This window comes from Embleya australiensis, from assembly GCF_051903075.1.
Lineage (GTDB): Bacteria > Actinomycetota > Actinomycetes > Streptomycetales > Streptomycetaceae > Embleya.
In genome coordinates this window covers 3,102,807-3,118,959 of sequence record NZ_CP182422.1, presented here as the reverse complement: position 1 = coordinate 3,118,959, position 16,153 = coordinate 3,102,807, and the positions used below count along the sequence as shown (strand labels likewise).

Genomic DNA, 16,153 nt, shown 5'->3' with positions numbered 1-16,153 from the left:
CCCGGGATAAACAGGAACGGACCTTGCCTGTTTGACCCCTAGTGTCGGAGGCGTGGAAAAGAGCCCGGAAATCAGCGGCGAGCAGACCCTCGCCACCCCGTCGTCCCCGTCCTCCCGGCCCGTCGTCGGCACCCGGCAGCGTTGGCTCGGACTGCTGGCGGTGTTGGCCGCCACCTTGATGAACCTGCTCGACTCCAGCGTGGTGGGCGTCGCGGCACCGGCGATCCGCCGGGACCTGGGCGGCGGCTACTCCAGCCTCCAGTGGATCGCGGCCGGCTACACGCTGGCCCTCGCGGTGGGCCTGCTCACCGGCGCGCGGCTCGGCGACATGTACGGCCGCAAGTTCATGCTGATGGTCGGCGTGGTCGGCTTCATCGCCCTGTCGGTGGCGTGCGCCGCCGCATGGTCGCCGGAGACGCTGATCGTGGCGCGGGTGCTCCAGGGGTTGTTCGGGGCGCTGATGATTCCGCAGACGTTCGGGCTGCTCCGGGACCTGTTCCCGCCGGCCGAACTCGGCAGGGCGTTCGCGGTGTTCGGCCCGGCGATCGGGTTGTCCACGGTGCTCGGGCCGATCGTCGCGGGTGTGCTCGTGGACGGCGACGTGCTCGGCACCGGGTGGCGGATGATCTTCCTGATCAACCTCCCGCTGGGCGCCTTCGTGCTGTTCGTCGGCGGGCGGATGTTGCCGAAGGTGGCGCCGAGCGAGACCGGCGGGCGGCTGGACGTGATCGGCATGGTGCTCGCCGGGGTCGGCACCTTCATGCTGGTGCACCCGCTGGTGCAGGGTCGCGAACTGGGCTGGCCGCTCTGGTCGTTGATCGAGTGCGGCGCGTCATTGCCGGTGCTCGCCGGGTTCGCGGTGTACCAGCTGCGGCGGCAGGCGGCCGGTCGGGTGCCGCTGATTCGGCTCGCGGTGTTCCGGCGCCGGTCGTACGCCTCGGGCGTCGGGTTCGTGATGGTGTTCTTCGGCGCGATCGTCGGCATCTCGATGGCGATCGGGCTGTTCCTGCAGATGAGCCTCGGGTACACGCCGACCCGGGCGAGCCTGACCATGGGCGCGTGGGCGCTCGGCGCGTTCTTCGGGTCCGGGTTCAGCGGTGCGGTGATGGGCAGGCTGGGTCGGGGCATCCTGCACATCGGGCTGACCGTGATGGCGGCTGGGACGGGCTGGCTCTACCTGGTCTTCAGGCAGGCCGAGACGGACCTGGGCAGCGGCGACCTGCTCGGCCCGCTGGCGGTGTTCGGCCTCGGGATGGGCATGATCTTCGTCCCGGTCTTCGACATCATCATGGGCGAGGTCGAGGACCACGAGGTCGGCTCGGCGTCCGGTGCGCTGGAATCCCTGCAGCAGCTCGGCGCCTCACTGGGCATCGCGGTCCTGGGCACGGTGTTCTTCGGGGTGATCGGCGCCCAGGCCACGCACAACTTCGACACGTCGGCGGCGCCGAGGCTGCGTGCGGAGATGAGCGCGGCGGGCGTGCCGACCGGGACGCAGGACTCGATCGTGGCCGGCCTGCGGGCCTGCCTGGACGACCGGGAGAACGCCACCGACCCGGACACCGTCCCGACGAGCTGCCGCACCCTTCAGGTGCCGCCGGCCGCGACCGCCGCGGTCGCCGCGGCGAGCGCGGACACCCACATCCGCTCCTCGCTCGACGCGATCCGCCGCACCACCCTCCTGGCCCTCGCCCTGACCGCGGTCGCCTTCGCCCTGGGCTTCCTCCTCCCGAAGCGCGCCAGGGAAAACCAGCTCCCCGACCCCACCCCGAAAACCCCCACCGAAACCCGCGAACCGGCCCTGGTCTGAGGCCCATTCCCCACCCCCCGCCCGGCCCGAGCCCCGAAAGGGAGCCCGCGCCGGGCGGCGGCATGTCTTCCGCGATCACGCTTCGCGGAGTCGGGTACAGAACTCGGTCCACCGATCCACGGCTTCCGGCAGTTCCAGCGCCGCGACCTCTGCGGGGGCCAGGCCCACGGTGCGGATCAACCGCTCGGCCGGCCAGTCCGGCACCGGCTCCCGGACCGGCGTGGGATCGACCGCCACCGCGCCGATCAGACGCCCCAGACGCTCGACGATCTCGCCCAGCCGCACCATTTCCGGACGAGCGGAGCCGGCGGCGGCGACCCGTGGGCGTGGTTCGTGCTGCCGCTTCGGTCCGTGCCGGCGCCGCGCGGAGGCGGTGGCCGCCGCCGACGCCGAGCGCCGCCGGATCGAACGCGACCTGCACGACGGCGCCCAGCAGCGGCCGGTCTCGCTCGCGGTGAACCTGGGGCTCGCCCGGGTCACCCTCACCGACCGGCCAGGCTCGACCTGCCGGTCGCCGACGCCGATCATCGGCGGGTGGTGTCGGCGGTGTTGCGGTTCCTGGAGCGGGACCGAGGTCAGCCCGCGACCCGCGCGGCGGCCTTCGTGTTCGCGCGGTTCAGGGCGCGGATGATCAGCCACTGGTCGATCATCGCGCCGAACGTGGCGAACAGGCCCATCACGACGCCGACGACCAGGTGGCCGGTCTGCGCGGCGAGTTCGAAGCCGACCAGGTGGATCAGCAGGCGCAGGCCGAAGCGGATGGCGACCAGGGCCAGGGCGAGCATCCGGGTGTGGCTGTTGCGCATCATCGCCTTGAAGAACTTCATCCGCGCCCGCATCACGGTGAACGAGACGACGATGTTCACCACCACGAGCGGGATCAGGTACGCCCACAGCGACGGGTAGCCCTGCGCCACGTCGCAGCCGCCGACCGACACGCCCACCATCGCGAAGTACCAGGCGGGCAGACCCCGGGGAGCCTCGAGGACCGGGGCGGGGGCGGCGGAGGTGCGGGCCGTGGCGGTGGTGTTCTTCGTGAAGGCGATGGTGGCGATGCTCATGGTTCCCGGCTCCCCGATTTCGGCCCGTTCCGGCCCGTTCGCTGACATGCATCAGCCTGCCGGTCGGGGGCCGGTGGACAGGACGACCGACCGACGTACACCGGCTGTCCACCGAACGGCTGACACCGGGGGCGGACCGGCCTCGGGGCGGGCCTCGGGACGGCGGGGCCACCGGTCGACCGATGGCCCCGCCCGCGCCGTGGGGTCAGTACGCCACCGTGAAGCGTTCGCCCGTGTGCTTCGGGGTCTCGATCTCGTCGAGGAGGGCGACCGCGTAGTCGGCGACCGAGATGCGGCTCACCCCGTCCGCGTCCACGACCAGGTCGTCGCGGCCGGTGCGGTAGGCGCCGGTGCGCTCGCCGGGGCCGATGTCGGCGGCGGGGGAGAGGTAGGTCCAGGTCACGTCGGTCACCGTGCGGTAGTGGTCCAGGGCCGCGCCTTGCCCGCGCATGATCTGTACCGCCAACTCGGGGATGCCCTCCGCGTCCCACACCCGGTCGCCGCCGGGGGTGCGCAGCGAGCCGGCGCCGCCGACCACGAACAGGCCGCGCGCGGGCGCCGCGTCGCCGAGCGAGCGCAGCCCCTCGGTCAGCGCCTTCGCCGCGGCCACCACGAGCGCGGCGTGCGCGGCGCCGTCCACGTACCCGCCGCCGATCGCGCTCACCAGTGCGTCGTGCCCGGCCGCGACCGAGGCCGCGGACGCCGGGTCGGTCGCGTCGCCGGTGACGACCGTCAGCCGCTCGTGCTCCTCGCCGGCGAGTCGGGCCGGATCGCGCACCACCGCGGTGACGTGGTGACCGCGGCCCAGGGCCTCGCGAAGGATGTGCGCACCGATACCGCCGTTGGCGCCGAACAGGGCGATCCTGGCCATGATGAAGTCCTCGTGTTCTCGGGAGGCAAAAGAGCTACGACACCATCCAACACCGCAGCTCAAGCCATTTGTTACCACCGGATACCGAGCACCTTGAAGTGCTATTGTTTCCTGGTGGATACCAATGGCGCGGCCGGTCTCGCGGCGAGGTTGCTCACCGACTCGCCGGACTGCCGCAGCCGGCACGTCCTGGACCGCCTCGGCTCGCGGTGGAGCGTGCTGATCATCCTCAACCTGGCCGCCGGCACGCTGCGCTTCACCGAGCTGCGCCTTCGGGTCCGGGGCATCACCCCGAAGGTGCTCACCACCAACCTGCGCGACCTCGAACGCGACGGGCTGATCCGCCGCGAGGTCTTCGCCGAGGTCCCGCCGCGCACCGAATACACGCTGACCCGCCTCGGCGAAAGCCTGATCGACACCTACCGGGCGGTCCAGGACTGGGCCGAGGCGCACGTGGACGAGGTGCTCGCGAACCGGGAGACGTACGACCGGGCCCGCTGACCGCACCGGCCACCCGCGCCGCCCGAGCCACCCGGGCCCCACCCGCCACGCCCCCCGCCGGCCGCCGGCGATCGGGCGCGGGGTTGGTCGGGGGCTGATCGAACGGCGCGGGAGAATGGTTGTATGACAACGCCCGTCCGGCTCTCCGCGATCGATCTCGTCACGTACACCCCCGGTCTGGCCGCGCTGCTCGTGGACGCGGTGGACGACGGGGCCGGGGTCGGTTTCCTCGCCCCGCTGCCGATCGACGCGGCCGCCGAGTGGTGGGCGACGCAGGCCGCCGAGATACGCAACAACCGGATCATCGTGTGGGCGACCTCGGACCACGAGGGCGTCACCGGGACCATCCAGCTCCGCTTCGCCGGCATGCCGAACAGCCGGCACCGCGCCGCGATCTCCAAGCTGCTGGTGCACCGACGCGCCAGGGGCCACGGCATCGCCCGTGAACTCCTGTCCACCGCGGAGCAGTTCGCCGCCGCGTCCGGCCGCAGTCTGCTCACCCTGGACACCCAGACCGGCAGCGGCGCGGAGCGGCTGTACAAGCGCGCCGGCTGGATCGAGTCGGGCGCCATCCCGTCCTACGCGGCGGACGCCTCGGGTGTGCTGCGCTCCACCACGATCTTCCACAAGCACCTGGCCTGAGCCGGACGCGCACCCGGCCCCTGGCCGAACGGGTTACCGTTGGAGGCGATATGACGACCAAGACCTCCAAGGGCGCCAGGCCCGAGCCGCTCGATGCCCGCCTGGACGCGATCGGCAAACTTCCCTCCCGCTCCCGGTTCCACCTTCCCGGCCGGGAACGCACCGTCGCCGTGACCCTGGGCGAGTCCGGCGTGCGCTGGTACGCGTACGACGTGATCGCCCGGCGCCTCGGCCCCGCCAAGCCGAGCAAGGACGGCCGACAGACCCCGTACCGGGGCCACCCGGTCTTCGTCGCGCAGCACGCCACGGCCACCTGCTGCCGCGGCTGCCTGGAGGAAGTGCACGGCATTCCCCAGGGCCGCCCGCTCGACAAGGCCGAGCTCAACTACGCGGTCAACCTCGTGTGCGGCTGGCTGACCCGGGAGATCGGCCCGGTCGCGAAGACCCGCGCGAATCGCCCGCCGCGCTCGGCGATGCCGGCCGTCCCGGAGAACCCGACGGGCGCACCGAGGACGGGTCGCGGTCTGCGGGCGTCCAAGTCCCGCTGAGCCGAGCACCCGCCGCGCCGCACCCGCCGATGCCCGGCCCGGCCCGCCCGGCGCTCACGGCCCGCCCGGCGTCGCGGCGCCGGGCGGGCCGTCGGTGACGGTCAGGTCGGCCGAGAACTCGCCCCACGTCCCGTCGGGCAGCTGCCCCCGGATCTTCAGCACGTGTCCGACCGCCGGCCGATCGCCCAGCGGCAGGCTGTAGCGCGCCGTCTCGGTCGGCGGCGCCGCGCCCCACTGGACCGTGGTCAGGAATCGCCCGTCCAGGTACACCTCGTAGCTCGCGACCACCCCGTCCACGTCCGGCGGGGTCCAGGTCAGGTCGACGTAGGTGCCGTCCGCCGCGGTGCGGGGGATCGCGCGCAGGTCGGTCGGCGCGGTGTTGCGACCGTTGCCGGTGCCCTGCTCGGTGACCACCGTGACGGGGCTGCTCGCCGGCGACTTGTTGTCGGCGGCGTCGCGCGCGGTGACGGTGAACACGTACTCGGTGCCCGGGCGCAACCCGGTGACCACCGCCGTGGTGCGATCCGCGGCGACGCTGTGCACCCGTACGCCGGCCTGCCACACGTCGTACGCGGTCACCCCCACGTCGTCCGTGGCCGCCTCCCACGTCAGCGTCGCCCCGTCCTTGCCCCGGGCCTGGCCGCGCAGATTCCCGGGCGCGGTCGGCGGCACCCGCTCGCCCTGGACCACGGACGGCGTGGTGGCCGGCACCTGCGGGCTCGCCGCCGACACGTTCCCGGCCCGGTCCCGGGCCCGCACGGAGAACGTGTACGCGGTCCCCGGCGTCAGCCCGCCCACGTCCACCATGTGTCGCCCGCCGGTGACGTCCGACACCTTGGCGTCGCCGCGATACACCTCGAACACCGCCACGCTCGGATCGGCCCGCCACATCACGTGCACCGACACCGAACTCGACGCGAGCGCGCTCACCTCGACCGGCACCGGCGGCGGCGTGGTATCCCGCCCGTCGTCCGAACACCCGCTCACCGCCAGCGCAACGACCAAGCCGGCCAAGCCGATCCGTGCCACCCGTCGCGCCACAACGCCTCTCTCCACCGATCATCACCGAGGAGCAATTGGTCTAGACATATATGACACAGCGTTCGGCCCGGCAACAAGAGCCGACCGCCACGCTCATGACGTTCCGGTACGCCGGCGTGGGGTGAAACGCCGCGAAGTGGGGCGAGACGCAGCGGTTGTCGGCCTACCGGCCCGCCGGCTCCCGCAGGGTGAACGAGTCCGAGGTGAGGGCTCGACGCATCCATCGGCCGAGCGGCCGCTCGACGACTCGGTGCAGCACGTACGCGGTGATCACCACGCCCACCACCACGCCGGTGAAGAGCGGCCATGGCGCGACCCGATCGCGCAGCGCGTGGATGATCGTGACCCCGATCGAGTAGTGGATCACGTAGAGCGGAAAGGTGATCGAACCCGCCACGCTCAGCCAGCGCCACCGGATCCGGGCCGTCCAACCGAGCGCCACCGCCGCGATGAGCAGGTAGAACGTCGTGATGAGCAGGATCAGCGACGTCTGTCGGGGAGACCACATTTCCCAGTCCAGCCGACCGTCGGTTCGGGCCAGGAGGTAGTGCAACCCCAGGAGCCACGACATGCCGACGATTCCCCACAGCAGGGGTGTCGGGCGGAACCGGTGCATCAGATAGAACACCATGCCCGCGACGAAATACGGCGCGGACATGGGATTGACGAGCAGCGTGTATGCCTGGTTGTCGACCGCGGGGGCGAGCGCCGCGGCCACGATCCACACGCCGCCGAATACGACGACGCGGCCGTACGTGACGCCGCGCCACACGACGGTCGAGAAGCTCAGGTAGAAGGCCAACTCCGGCCACAGAGACCAGTAAACGGAGTCCACGTTCGACACCCCGAGCGGGGTTTGGAGCATCGTCAGGTTGGTGAGCACCGTGTCGAAACTCGGAGCAGCCAGCGGAGTGGTGACCGAGACCAGGACAGCCGATGTGAGCAGTACCGCGACCCAATACATGGGGTAGAGCCGGGCGACGCGCGAGACGAAGAATTGGCGCGGACTGCGCCCCCAGGCGCTCATGCAGATGACGAAGCCGCTGATCAGGAAGAATAGCTCGACGCCGAGCAGGCCGAAGGCGAAGATGCCCTGTGCCCTGGGGAACATGACGGCGTTCGCCTGCCCCCAGATCTTTTCCGACGTGTTCGCGGCCTGGCCGCCGAAGTGGAAGAGCACCACGCTCAAGGCAGCGACGAAGCGCAGGCCGTCCAGGACCGCCAAACGCGAGTGACCGTCGACTCCGGCACCTCGACCTCGACCGGAGCGAGGGGCCCGCACGTTCGGATTCGGCTGCGACGCCGGCTTCGTGGTGCTGTCGAGAATACTCATGAAGTCCCTGCGGTGGAGTCGACTGCGTCGGGCATCGAAGCATCTCACCGCTCCGAGGACCGCTATCGACGCGGGTCCGCAGACAAAGACGCGCTTATGAGGCGCAATCGGTCGATCGCCATCCGTCGGTGCCACCGCGGGCGGTTGGCGGTTGCGGGCTGCGGCGGATACGGGTGATCGGGCTGCGCTTTCGGGGGAACTCCCGCAGGATTCAAGGCTGTTTCGTGCAGTCCTCGCAGTTGTGCCACGGGAGTTCGTGCCACCCGCTTGAATGGTTCTCGACGCTGGGGTTTCGGGAGGCGGGGGCGTTTCATGGTGCGCAAGGTGGGGATGGCGGCGGCCCTGCTCGTGAGCGGGGTGCTCGTGGCGGGGTGTTCCGGTGGGTCGTCCAAGGGCGGGCCGTTCGGCCTCGGGGTGAGCGATTCGCCCACCGTGAGCCAGAGTTCGACGCAGAACCCGGAACCGCCACCGCCGCCCTCGCCGGATCCGGTCACCCCGGAGCCGGTCGCCACGAGTGCCACGCCGCGCCCGACCACGACCGCCCGCGCCGATGTGACGCTGACCACCGAGCGGGCGAAGACCGTGGTCTCCGCCGTCGCGCTCGTCCCCAAGGACTGGGGTGACGCCTACGTCCCGCAGGAGCAGAACTACGAACACACCGCGCTGGACCGGGTGATCACCGGCACCGACTGCAAGCAGGCGCTCCAGGGCACCACCCCGGGGGCGCTCGCGACCATGGATCGCTACGTGTACATCCCCGACGGCAAGCCGAGCGTGGACAACCTCAGCAAGACGCTCGCCACGTCCTCCGCGACCGTGTACTCCACCGCCCTCGCGGCCCGTACCGACATGCAGACCGGCCTCGCCGACGCCCGGCGCTGCCCGAACCAGGTGCTCGGCGGCGACGAGAAGCTGAACGGCATCCAGGTCCTGGACCTGACCGTGGAGGGCATCGACGAGGTCCACGTCGCCCGCGCCCAGTGGGTCTCCGGCCACGGCGGCGCGCCGTTCCAGTACGTGTGGGTGACGGCTCGGCAGGGCCAGATGGTGCTCACCGCGGCGGTCGTCGACCGGGGCGACAAGACCTACGAGTCGGCCAAGAACCAGGCGATCGACGCGCTGGCCAAGATGGTCGCCCGCACCACCGTGTACCTGCGCTGACCCGACGCGACCGCGCCGACCTCGCGCGAGCACGGTGAATATCATGTGGGTTCACGTTCACGGGGGAGTCATCGGATGAACGGCACGAGAATCCGCGCGGGATCCGGCACGATCCGCGCGGGATCCGGCACGAGATCAACGATGCTCCGCGCGATCGGCCCGCTCCTGGGCGCCTTGCTGCTCGCGGGTTGCGCCGACAGCGGCGACGGGCCGTTCGCGGTCGTGCCGAACGCGACGTCCACCGACGCGAGCCCCGCGGCCAAGGGCCCGGGCGCGACCCCGGGCACGACCGCGTCCACCACCGCGACCTCCCGGCCGTCCGCCACCACCGCGCCGCCGAGCCGCAGCCCCGAGCAGGCGCAGACGCTCGCCCGTTCGCTGGCGCTGACCCCCGAGGACTGGGGCGGCGGCTTCGTCAAGCAGAGCACCTACGAGTTCGCCGGCGAGACCTGGACCGACTACGCCGCCGACTGTACGCAGCAGACCGTGCCGCTGCCGTCGAGCATCATCGGCCAGTGGGTGCGCCAGGTCCAACAGTCCGACGCCGCGCAGCCGAACACGCTCTCCAGCGGCAGCACCAGCGCGATCGTGCACAAGGACGTGCGCGGCGCGCGCGATCAGGTCCAGAACGCGCGACAGGTCAAGGACCGCTGCCCGACCCGCACCTACACCGACGGCACCCAGGCCAAGGACACCCCCGGCGCCCCGCAGCCCACCTTCGCCGAGGCCGACGAGGTGTTCGCCGAGGAGGGCCTGATGTACCTGAAGTCGGGCGGCAGTCCGTACGCGTACGTCGTGGTGACCCTGCGGAAGGACACCGTGGCGATGTCCGCCTACTTCAGCGCCCCCGGCCCCGAGCACATGGCCGACGTGCGCACCCGCGCGACCCAGGCCGCCCGGCTGATGCTCGATCGCCTGCTGCGCTCCTAGAACCAGCGGGTATCCCTGGCTCCGTCGGATCGACCGGATGCGCGCCGGAGCGCGTCGGGGCGACTAACGTTTCCGGTCATGACCCAATCGCACGGCTTTGAGACCCTGGCGATCCATGCCGGGCAGGAACCCGACCCGCTGACCGGGGCCGTGGTTCCGCCGATCTACCAGGTGTCCACCTACAAGCAGGACGGCGTCGGCGGGCTGCGCGGCGGCTACGAGTACAGCCGCTCCGGCAACCCGACCCGCACCGCGCTCGAAGAGTGCGTCGCGGCCCTGGAGGACGGCACCAGGGCCCTGACCTTCGCCTCCGGACTCGCCGCCGAGGACTGCCTGCTGCGCGCCCTGTGCGCGCCGGGCAACCACGCGGTGATCCCGGACGACGCCTACGGCGGCACCTTCCGACTGTTCGCGAAGGTGGCCTCGCGCTGGGGGATCGAGTACACCCCCGCGCACGCCGGCGACCTCGACGCGGTACGGGCCGCCATCCGGCCCGGCGTCACCCGGATCGTGTGGTGCGAGACGCCGAGCAACCCGCTGCTTGGTGTCGCCGACATCGCCGCCCTCGCGGCCGTCGCGCACGACGCGGGCGCGCTGTTGGTGGTCGACAACACCTTCGCCTCGCCCTACCTCCAGCAGCCGCTGACCCTGGGCGCGGACATCGTGGTGCACTCCACGACGAAGTACATGGGCGGCCACTCCGACGTGATCGGCGGCGCGCTCGTGGTCAAGGACGCCGGTCTGGCCGCCGAGTTGGCGTTCCACCAGAACGCGATGGGCGCCGTGCCCGCGCCGTTCGACGCGTGGCTGACGCTGCGCGGGCTCAAGACGTTGGGCGTGCGGATGGACCGGCACTGTGCCAACGCGGAGCGGGTCGTGGACCTGCTCTCCCGGCACCCGCGCGTGGCCGAGGTGATGTATCCCGGGCTGCCGGGACACCCGGGCCACGATGTCGCGGTCAAGCAGATGAAGGCGTTCGGCGGCATGGTGTCGTTCCGGGTGAACGGCGGCGAGGAGGCCGCGGTCAAGGTGTGCAACCGGACCGAACTCTTCATCCTGGGCGAATCCCTCGGCGGCGTCGAGTCGCTGATCGAGCACCCGGGCCGGATGACGCACGCCTCGGCGGCGGGCTCGCCGCTGGAGGTCCCGGGCGACCTGGTGCGGTTGTCGGTGGGCATCGAATCCGCCGACGACCTGCTGGCCGACCTGGAACGCGCCCTCGGCTGAGGCCGGGTGCCGGGCATCGGGTGCCTGGCGTCGCTGCCGCGTCCCGAGCGCCGGGGGGCCGGTCGGCCCACCCGGCGCTCGCGGCCCCGCCGACCTCCGGCCGGCAGCGGCCCTATCGCGCCTCGTCCGTACAACCCGCGCAGGCCGCGACCAGGTTGCCCGCCTCGTCGTAGACGGTGATCGAAACCGGGGTTCCGCCGGTGAAGGCCCACAGGTAGGCCACCCCGGGCAGGTCCGCCGGGCGGTCCAGGCGCATCCGTCGGCTGCCCGCGGCGTCGTGGAGTTCGCCCCGCAGCGCCGGGGCGGTCGTACCGCGCCCGATCAGGACGGCGACCACCAACCGCTGTCCGGCGGGCGCGTACCGGCCCGAAGGCATGATCGCCGCGTCCAGCCGCCCCGGGGTGGGCAGGAAGCGACACCGCGCCTCGTCCGGCTCGGCCGCGCCGCCCAGGCACCAGGACGACTCGCCCTCGGGGCCGCTGTCGCCGATCCACGCCGACGCGCCGAAGCCGACGTCGGTACGCAGATCCGACGACTGGCTCCGGTCCACCGGCCACAGCGGCGTGGGATCCGGCGGCGCCGGCGGCAGGCCGCCCCCACCGCCGCTGCCCGGGACGGCCAGCCACAGGCCGCCGGCCGCCGCGCCGGCCAGTACGACCGAGCCGAACACGTGGCGCAGCCTGCGCAGCGCCGCCCGCCGCCGCACCCTCCGGGCCAGGTTCGGCGGCAGCGGCCGATACGGGAACTCCGGCGGCTCGGGCACCTCCTCCGCGTCCGCCGCACCCGGCGGCGACACGGTCACGCTCATCGGTACGCCTCCGCGCCCGCGGCGAGATCCGTCGCCTCCCGCACCCCGACCGGCGCCGCCCGGACCAGCCCGCCGCCGGCCAGGACCTGCGCCATCCCGCGCCGCCACGCCCCGGACACCGTCTCCACCGGCAGCCCCATCGCCTCGGCCGCGTCGTACTCGTCCAACCGCGCGTAAAGCCGCAACACCACCGCGGCCCGCTCCAGCCGGCCGAGCCGGTCCAGCGTCGTGAACGGCTCGCCCGCGTCCGGGAGTTCGTGGTCGTGCCCGCGCGGCCCCGGACGCCACGGATCCAGGTAGCCGGCCATCAGCGCCCGCCACGCGGTGCGTACCGGATCGTGGCTCGGCAGTCGGCTCCACTTCAGACAGGTATGCGCCAGCGCCCGCTCGACCCGGCGTTCCGCGCGTTGTCGGTCACCGGTGAGCAGATCCGCGGCGTGCAGCAACTGCGTGCCGACCGTATGGACGAAAACCTCGAACTCGCGAGCGTCGCGCTTGTGCACGGTGCCTCCCGCAGGTCTGCCGAGCGGATGCCCTCGGGCCCGGCTCGGTGCCGTCGCCGCTCTGTCTGTGCTGCTGCCCCACACCTGTCCGGGTAGTCGCGGGCCGCGACATATCGCCCCTCGGCACCGCATCCCCGTCACCGGGCCCGCACTCCGGCAACGACGGCAAAACACCCCGTTGTGGCCACGGTAAAACCCTCGGCGGCATTGCGGGGTGGAATCGTCCGGTCGGGGCCCGGTGATCCCGGTCCGCGCAATATCCTCGGAGGATCACATCGGATCGACGAACGAGCGGCGATGACACCGGAACAGGACCCGATCGACCCCACCGGCTCTGCGGACCCGCTCTACGACCGCCTGCAGCACGAGGTGGCCCTCTTCGCGCGGCGCGCCGAGCAGACCCGCCTCGGCGCCGTCGGCGAACTGCGCAACTCGATGGACCGCGCGGCCTACCTGCTGCTCGGCCGGTTGGAGGCGGGCGGCCCGATGGGCGTCAAGGCCCTCGCGCAGGCGATGACGATCGACTCGTCCACGGTGACCCGCCAGGTCACCCCGCTGGTCGAACAGGGCCTGGTCGACCGGGTCCCCAACCCGGACGACGGCCGCGCGGTCCTCCTCGAACTCTCCACCGAGGGCCGCGACCGCCTCCACCAGGTCCGCAACGCCCGCCAACGCCTGATGGCCGAAATCTGCGAAGGCTGGAGCCTGGACGACCGCGAACGCTTCACCACCCTCCTCACGAGGTTCAACGCCTCCATGGAACGCCGCCAATCCCGCACCACCTCGGAGTCGTGACCGCGCCCTCCACGCGGCCTCGACGCGATGACCGGGCCATCGTGGGGACACGCCGGCCGAGCGCGGGCCGGCAGCCACGTCGAGTGAGCCACCGGCCCAGCCTGGTTCGCCCTCATGGCCACCTCGAACCCGACCTGCCGACCGGCCCCGTGTCCACCTGGCCCGACCCGCCGTTCACCGGCCCGGCGGCGGATGAAGGCCGGGACGGCGGTCAACCCCCTCGCCCATCGGGCAACACGGCACCCGGCGCGGGGGCAGGGTCGGTTGGTGCGACACTCGGCGTATGAGCAGCCCTGCCTCGGACGTGGTGAATCTCCACGACATCCGCCTCGCGCGGAAGATGTTGGAAAGTGTCGTCCGCGAGACGCCGATGCGGTCCTGTCGGGCGCTGACCGATCGGGTCGGCACACCCGTCCATCTCAAGTGCGAGAACCTCCAGCGCACCGGGTCGTTCAAGATTCGCGGCGCCTACGTGCGGATCGCGGGACTGTCCGAGGCCGAGCGGGCCCGGGGCGTGGTCGCCGCCAGCGCCGGCAACCACGCGCAGGGCGTCGCGCTCGCGGCCCGCACCCTCGGTGTCGCGTCCACCGTGTTCATGCCGGCCGGCGCGCCGCTGCCCAAGGTCGCCGCGACCCGCTCCTACGGCGCCGAGGTGATCCTCGGCGGAGACAACGTCGAACACGCGCTCGCCGCCGCGCGCGCCCACGCGGACGAGACCGGCGCGGTGTTCATCCACCCGTTCGACCACCGCGACGTGGTGGCCGGCCAGGGCACCGTGGGCCTGGAGATCCTGGAGCAGTGCCCCGAGGTCAAGACCATCCTCGTGGGCACCGGCGGCGGCGGCCTGCTGGCCGGAATCTCCGTGGCCGTCAAGGCACTTCGCCCCGATGTCAAGGTGATCGGCGTACAGGCCGCGTCCGCAGCCGCCTACCCGCCCTCGCTCGCCGCCGGCGCCCCCGTGTCGCTGCCCTCGTTCGGCACGATGGCCGACGGGATCGCGGTCGGCCGCCCCGGCGAGGTGCCCTTCGCGCTGATCCGCGAGTACACCGACGCGATCCGGACCGTCGGCGAGGAGTCCCTGTCCCAGGCGTTGCTGCTGTGCATGGAGCGGGCCAAGCTGGTGGTCGAACCGGCCGGCGCCGCGTCGGTGGCGGCGCTGCTCGAGGTCGGCGAGCCGATCGAGGGCCCGGTGGTCGCGGTGTTGTCCGGAGGCAATGTGGACCCGCTGCTGATGTTGCGGGTACTGCGGCACGGCCTGGCCTCGGCCGGCCGCTACCTCTCACTGCGCGTGCGGATCCCCGACAGCCCGGGTGCGTTGGCCACGCTGCTCGGTCGGTTGGCCGAGACCGACGCCAACATCGCGGCGGTGTCGCACGTACGCACCGACGCCACGCTGCGCGTCGGCGAAGCGGACGTGGACCTGCAGCTGGAGACCAAGGGCCGCAGCCACTGCGCGGCCGTGGTGGAGGCGCTGTACGGCGCGGGGTACACGGTCAGCAAGAGCTGACCGCGAGGTAGGGACAGGCCGAAGCCGCCTCCGGGCACGACGCCCCGACCGCCGAACAGGCATGCCCGCGCCCCCTCTCGGCGTGCGGGCGCGTCGATTGTCGGTGCCATGTGCTTGGCTCGACGCACGAGCCATGCCCGCCCACGGAGGACGCGGCCGCGCGGGACCGGGTCGGCGCGATCGATGCGACCGACCGATGACGCGAGCGCCGTCGGTCGGTCACCCGGTCTCGCGCCGCCGGTGAAATGCGGTCGCACACTCACCGCGTCCGGGCGCATGGTGGAGATCCGAATCGATCCATCCGACCGCGGCCCCACCCCCTGCCCCACCCGCACGAGGAGTGATCCACCGACATGCAGGAAGCGATCGTCGCCGAAGGTCTCGTCAAGACCTTCGGCTCGGTCCGAGCACTCGACGGCGTGGACGTGAGTGTGCCCACCGGCACCGTCCTCGGTCTGCTCGGCCCGAACGGCGCAGGCAAGACGACATGCGTACGCGTACTGACCACACTGCTCAAACCCGACTCGGGGCGAGCCGTGGTGGCCGGTCACGACGTGCTCAAGAACCCCAACGAGGTCCGCCGCTCGATCGGTCTGTCCGGGCAGTTCGCCGCCGTGGACGAATACCTGACCGGCCGGGAGAACCTGCGGATGGTCGGCGAGTTGTACCAGCTGAGCGGGCGCGACGCCAAGCGTCGCGCCGACGAGTTGTTGGCCCAGTTCGACCTGGCCGACGCGGGCGATCGGCCCGCCAAGACCTACTCCGGCGGGATGCGCCGCAGGCTCGACCTGGCGGCGGCCCTGGTGGTCAGCCCGCCGGTGATGTTCATGGACGAGCCGACCACCGGCCTCGACCCGCGCAACCGCATGGCGCTGTGGCGGGTGATCGAGAACCTGGTCTCCGACGGCACCACGCTGCTGCTGACCACGCAGTATCTGGAGGAGGCCGACCACCTCGCGCACGACATCGCGGTGGTCGACCACGGGAAGGTGATCGCGCGCGGCACGGCCGACGAGCTCAAGGCCAGGGTCGGCGGCGAGCGGGTCGAGGTGGTCGTGCACGACGAGGAACGACTGACCGAGGCCACCGAGATGCTGGCCGGGTTCGGCAAGGGCGAGCTGGGTGTGGTCAAGCTCCAGCGCCGGATCACCGTCCCGGTCATAGGCGGCGCCAAACTGCTCGCCGAGGTCATCCGCGAACTGGACGCACGCGGCATCGAGATCGACGACATCGGGCTGCGTCGACCCACCCTCGACGACGTGTTCATCACCCTCACGGGACACGCGCTGGAAACCGAGGACGGCAACACCGACGACGCCGACGGCGAAGCCGACACGGACGAGAACGAGGCCGGTCCGCAGCGCGGTCGCGGCAAGGCGGTGAAGAGCTGATGGCCGGGCCGACCAAGGCGTTCGGAG

At 72.0% G+C, this 16,153-nt stretch carries 17 protein-coding genes and 1 pseudogene; 11 read left to right on the top strand and 7 right to left on the bottom strand.

What is annotated here, in order from left to right; genetic code table 11:
• Window positions 1-52: 52 nt before the first annotated feature.
• The gene (locus ACMXN5_RS13170; RefSeq protein ID WP_439675419.1) at window positions 53-1,807 is read left to right on the top strand and encodes an MFS transporter; all 1,755 of its coding nucleotides are present in this window, start codon (window positions 53-55) and stop codon (window positions 1,805-1,807) included.
• A 75-nt stretch (window positions 1,808-1,882) separates the two neighbouring features.
• On the opposite strand, the gene ACMXN5_RS13165 is transcribed toward ACMXN5_RS13170, so the two are convergent.
• On the bottom strand, window positions 1,883-2,095 hold the full coding sequence (locus ACMXN5_RS13165) for a hypothetical protein (protein WP_439678124.1): 213 nt from the start codon (window positions 2,093-2,095) through the stop codon (window positions 1,883-1,885).
• A gap of 70 nt (window positions 2,096-2,165) precedes the next feature.
• Between ACMXN5_RS13165 and ACMXN5_RS13160 the strand changes: the two are divergent.
• Window positions 2,166-2,303 (top strand): annotated as a pseudogene (locus tag ACMXN5_RS13160) (histidine kinase); the annotation flags it as partial.
• 79 nt (window positions 2,304-2,382) lie between these two features.
• Here the strand turns inward: ACMXN5_RS13160 and ACMXN5_RS13155 are convergent.
• Entirely contained in the window at window positions 2,383-2,868 is a 486-nt protein-coding gene (locus tag ACMXN5_RS13155) for a hypothetical protein (protein ID WP_439675418.1), read from the bottom strand.
• A gap of 205 nt (window positions 2,869-3,073) precedes the next feature.
• On the bottom strand, window positions 3,074-3,739 hold the full coding sequence (locus ACMXN5_RS13150) for an NAD(P)-dependent oxidoreductase (protein ID WP_439675417.1): 666 nt from the start codon (window positions 3,737-3,739) through the stop codon (window positions 3,074-3,076).
• 114 nt (window positions 3,740-3,853) lie between these two features.
• Here ACMXN5_RS13150 and ACMXN5_RS13145 point away from each other — a divergent pair, with 114 nt between their 5' ends.
• From ACMXN5_RS13145 to ACMXN5_RS13135, 3 genes are all read left to right on the top strand, one after another.
• Window positions 3,854-4,240, top strand: coding sequence for a winged helix-turn-helix transcriptional regulator (locus ACMXN5_RS13145; RefSeq protein ID WP_379999556.1), 387 nt, complete (start codon window positions 3,854-3,856; stop codon window positions 4,238-4,240).
• Window positions 4,241-4,363: 123 nt separating this feature from the next.
• Window positions 4,364-4,882, top strand: a complete 519-nt coding sequence (locus tag ACMXN5_RS13140; protein WP_395794246.1) for a GNAT family N-acetyltransferase — start codon at window positions 4,364-4,366, stop codon at window positions 4,880-4,882.
• A 50-nt stretch (window positions 4,883-4,932) separates the two neighbouring features.
• Complete coding sequence (locus ACMXN5_RS13135) at window positions 4,933-5,430, top strand: DUF4186 domain-containing protein (RefSeq protein WP_379999559.1); 498 nt, start codon at window positions 4,933-4,935, stop codon at window positions 5,428-5,430.
• 54 nt (window positions 5,431-5,484) lie between these two features.
• On the opposite strand, the gene ACMXN5_RS13130 is transcribed toward ACMXN5_RS13135, so the two are convergent.
• Entirely contained in the window at window positions 5,485-6,459 is a 975-nt protein-coding gene (locus tag ACMXN5_RS13130; protein ID WP_439675416.1) for a fibronectin type III domain-containing protein, read from the bottom strand.
• Window positions 6,460-6,634: 175 nt separating this feature from the next.
• A complete protein-coding gene (locus ACMXN5_RS13125; protein ID WP_439675415.1) occupies window positions 6,635-7,696 on the bottom strand; it encodes an acyltransferase family protein in 1,062 nt (353 codons plus the stop codon).
• A gap of 420 nt (window positions 7,697-8,116) precedes the next feature.
• Between ACMXN5_RS13125 and ACMXN5_RS13120 the strand changes: the two genes are divergently transcribed.
• The 3 genes from ACMXN5_RS13120 to ACMXN5_RS13110 all read left to right on the top strand — a co-directional run bounded on the left by ACMXN5_RS13120 (window position 8,117) and on the right by ACMXN5_RS13110 (window position 11,122).
• Window positions 8,117-8,965, top strand: coding sequence for a hypothetical protein (locus ACMXN5_RS13120; protein ID WP_395794252.1), 849 nt, complete (start codon window positions 8,117-8,119; stop codon window positions 8,963-8,965).
• Between the two features lie 75 nt (window positions 8,966-9,040).
• Entirely contained in the window at window positions 9,041-9,895 is an 855-nt protein-coding gene (locus ACMXN5_RS13115; RefSeq protein WP_439675414.1) for a hypothetical protein, read from the top strand.
• A 78-nt stretch (window positions 9,896-9,973) separates the two neighbouring features.
• The gene (locus ACMXN5_RS13110; RefSeq protein WP_395794256.1) at window positions 9,974-11,122 is read left to right on the top strand and encodes a cystathionine gamma-synthase; all 1,149 of its coding nucleotides are present in this window, start codon (window positions 9,974-9,976) and stop codon (window positions 11,120-11,122) included.
• A 112-nt stretch (window positions 11,123-11,234) separates the two neighbouring features.
• On the opposite strand, the gene ACMXN5_RS13105 is transcribed toward ACMXN5_RS13110, so the two are convergent.
• Window positions 11,235-11,930 carry a hypothetical protein gene (locus ACMXN5_RS13105; RefSeq protein WP_439675413.1) on the bottom strand — a complete coding sequence of 232 codons (696 nt, stop codon included), beginning with the start codon at window positions 11,928-11,930 and terminating at the stop codon, window positions 11,235-11,237.
• Window positions 11,927-12,433: a hypothetical protein gene (locus ACMXN5_RS13100; RefSeq protein WP_439675412.1), complete on the bottom strand. Its 507-nt coding sequence runs from the start codon at window positions 12,431-12,433 to the stop codon at window positions 11,927-11,929. Before ACMXN5_RS13100 ends, ACMXN5_RS13105 begins: the two co-directional genes overlap by 4 nt.
• Window positions 12,434-12,730: 297 nt before the next feature.
• Between ACMXN5_RS13100 and ACMXN5_RS13095 the strand changes: the two genes are divergently transcribed.
• The 3 genes from ACMXN5_RS13095 (at window position 12,731) to ACMXN5_RS13085 (ending at window position 16,126) form a co-directional block, all read left to right on the top strand.
• On the top strand, window positions 12,731-13,228 hold the full coding sequence (locus ACMXN5_RS13095) for a MarR family winged helix-turn-helix transcriptional regulator (protein ID WP_379999573.1): 498 nt from the start codon (window positions 12,731-12,733) through the stop codon (window positions 13,226-13,228).
• Window positions 13,229-13,511: 283 nt separating this feature from the next.
• Window positions 13,512-14,735 carry a threonine ammonia-lyase gene (gene ilvA / locus ACMXN5_RS13090; protein WP_379999575.1) on the top strand — a complete coding sequence of 408 codons (1,224 nt, stop codon included), beginning with the start codon at window positions 13,512-13,514 and terminating at the stop codon, window positions 14,733-14,735.
• Between the two features lie 353 nt (window positions 14,736-15,088).
• Entirely contained in the window at window positions 15,089-16,126 is a 1,038-nt protein-coding gene (locus ACMXN5_RS13085; RefSeq protein ID WP_395794264.1) for an ATP-binding cassette domain-containing protein, read from the top strand.
• The last annotated feature ends 27 nt before the right edge of the window (window positions 16,127-16,153 follow it).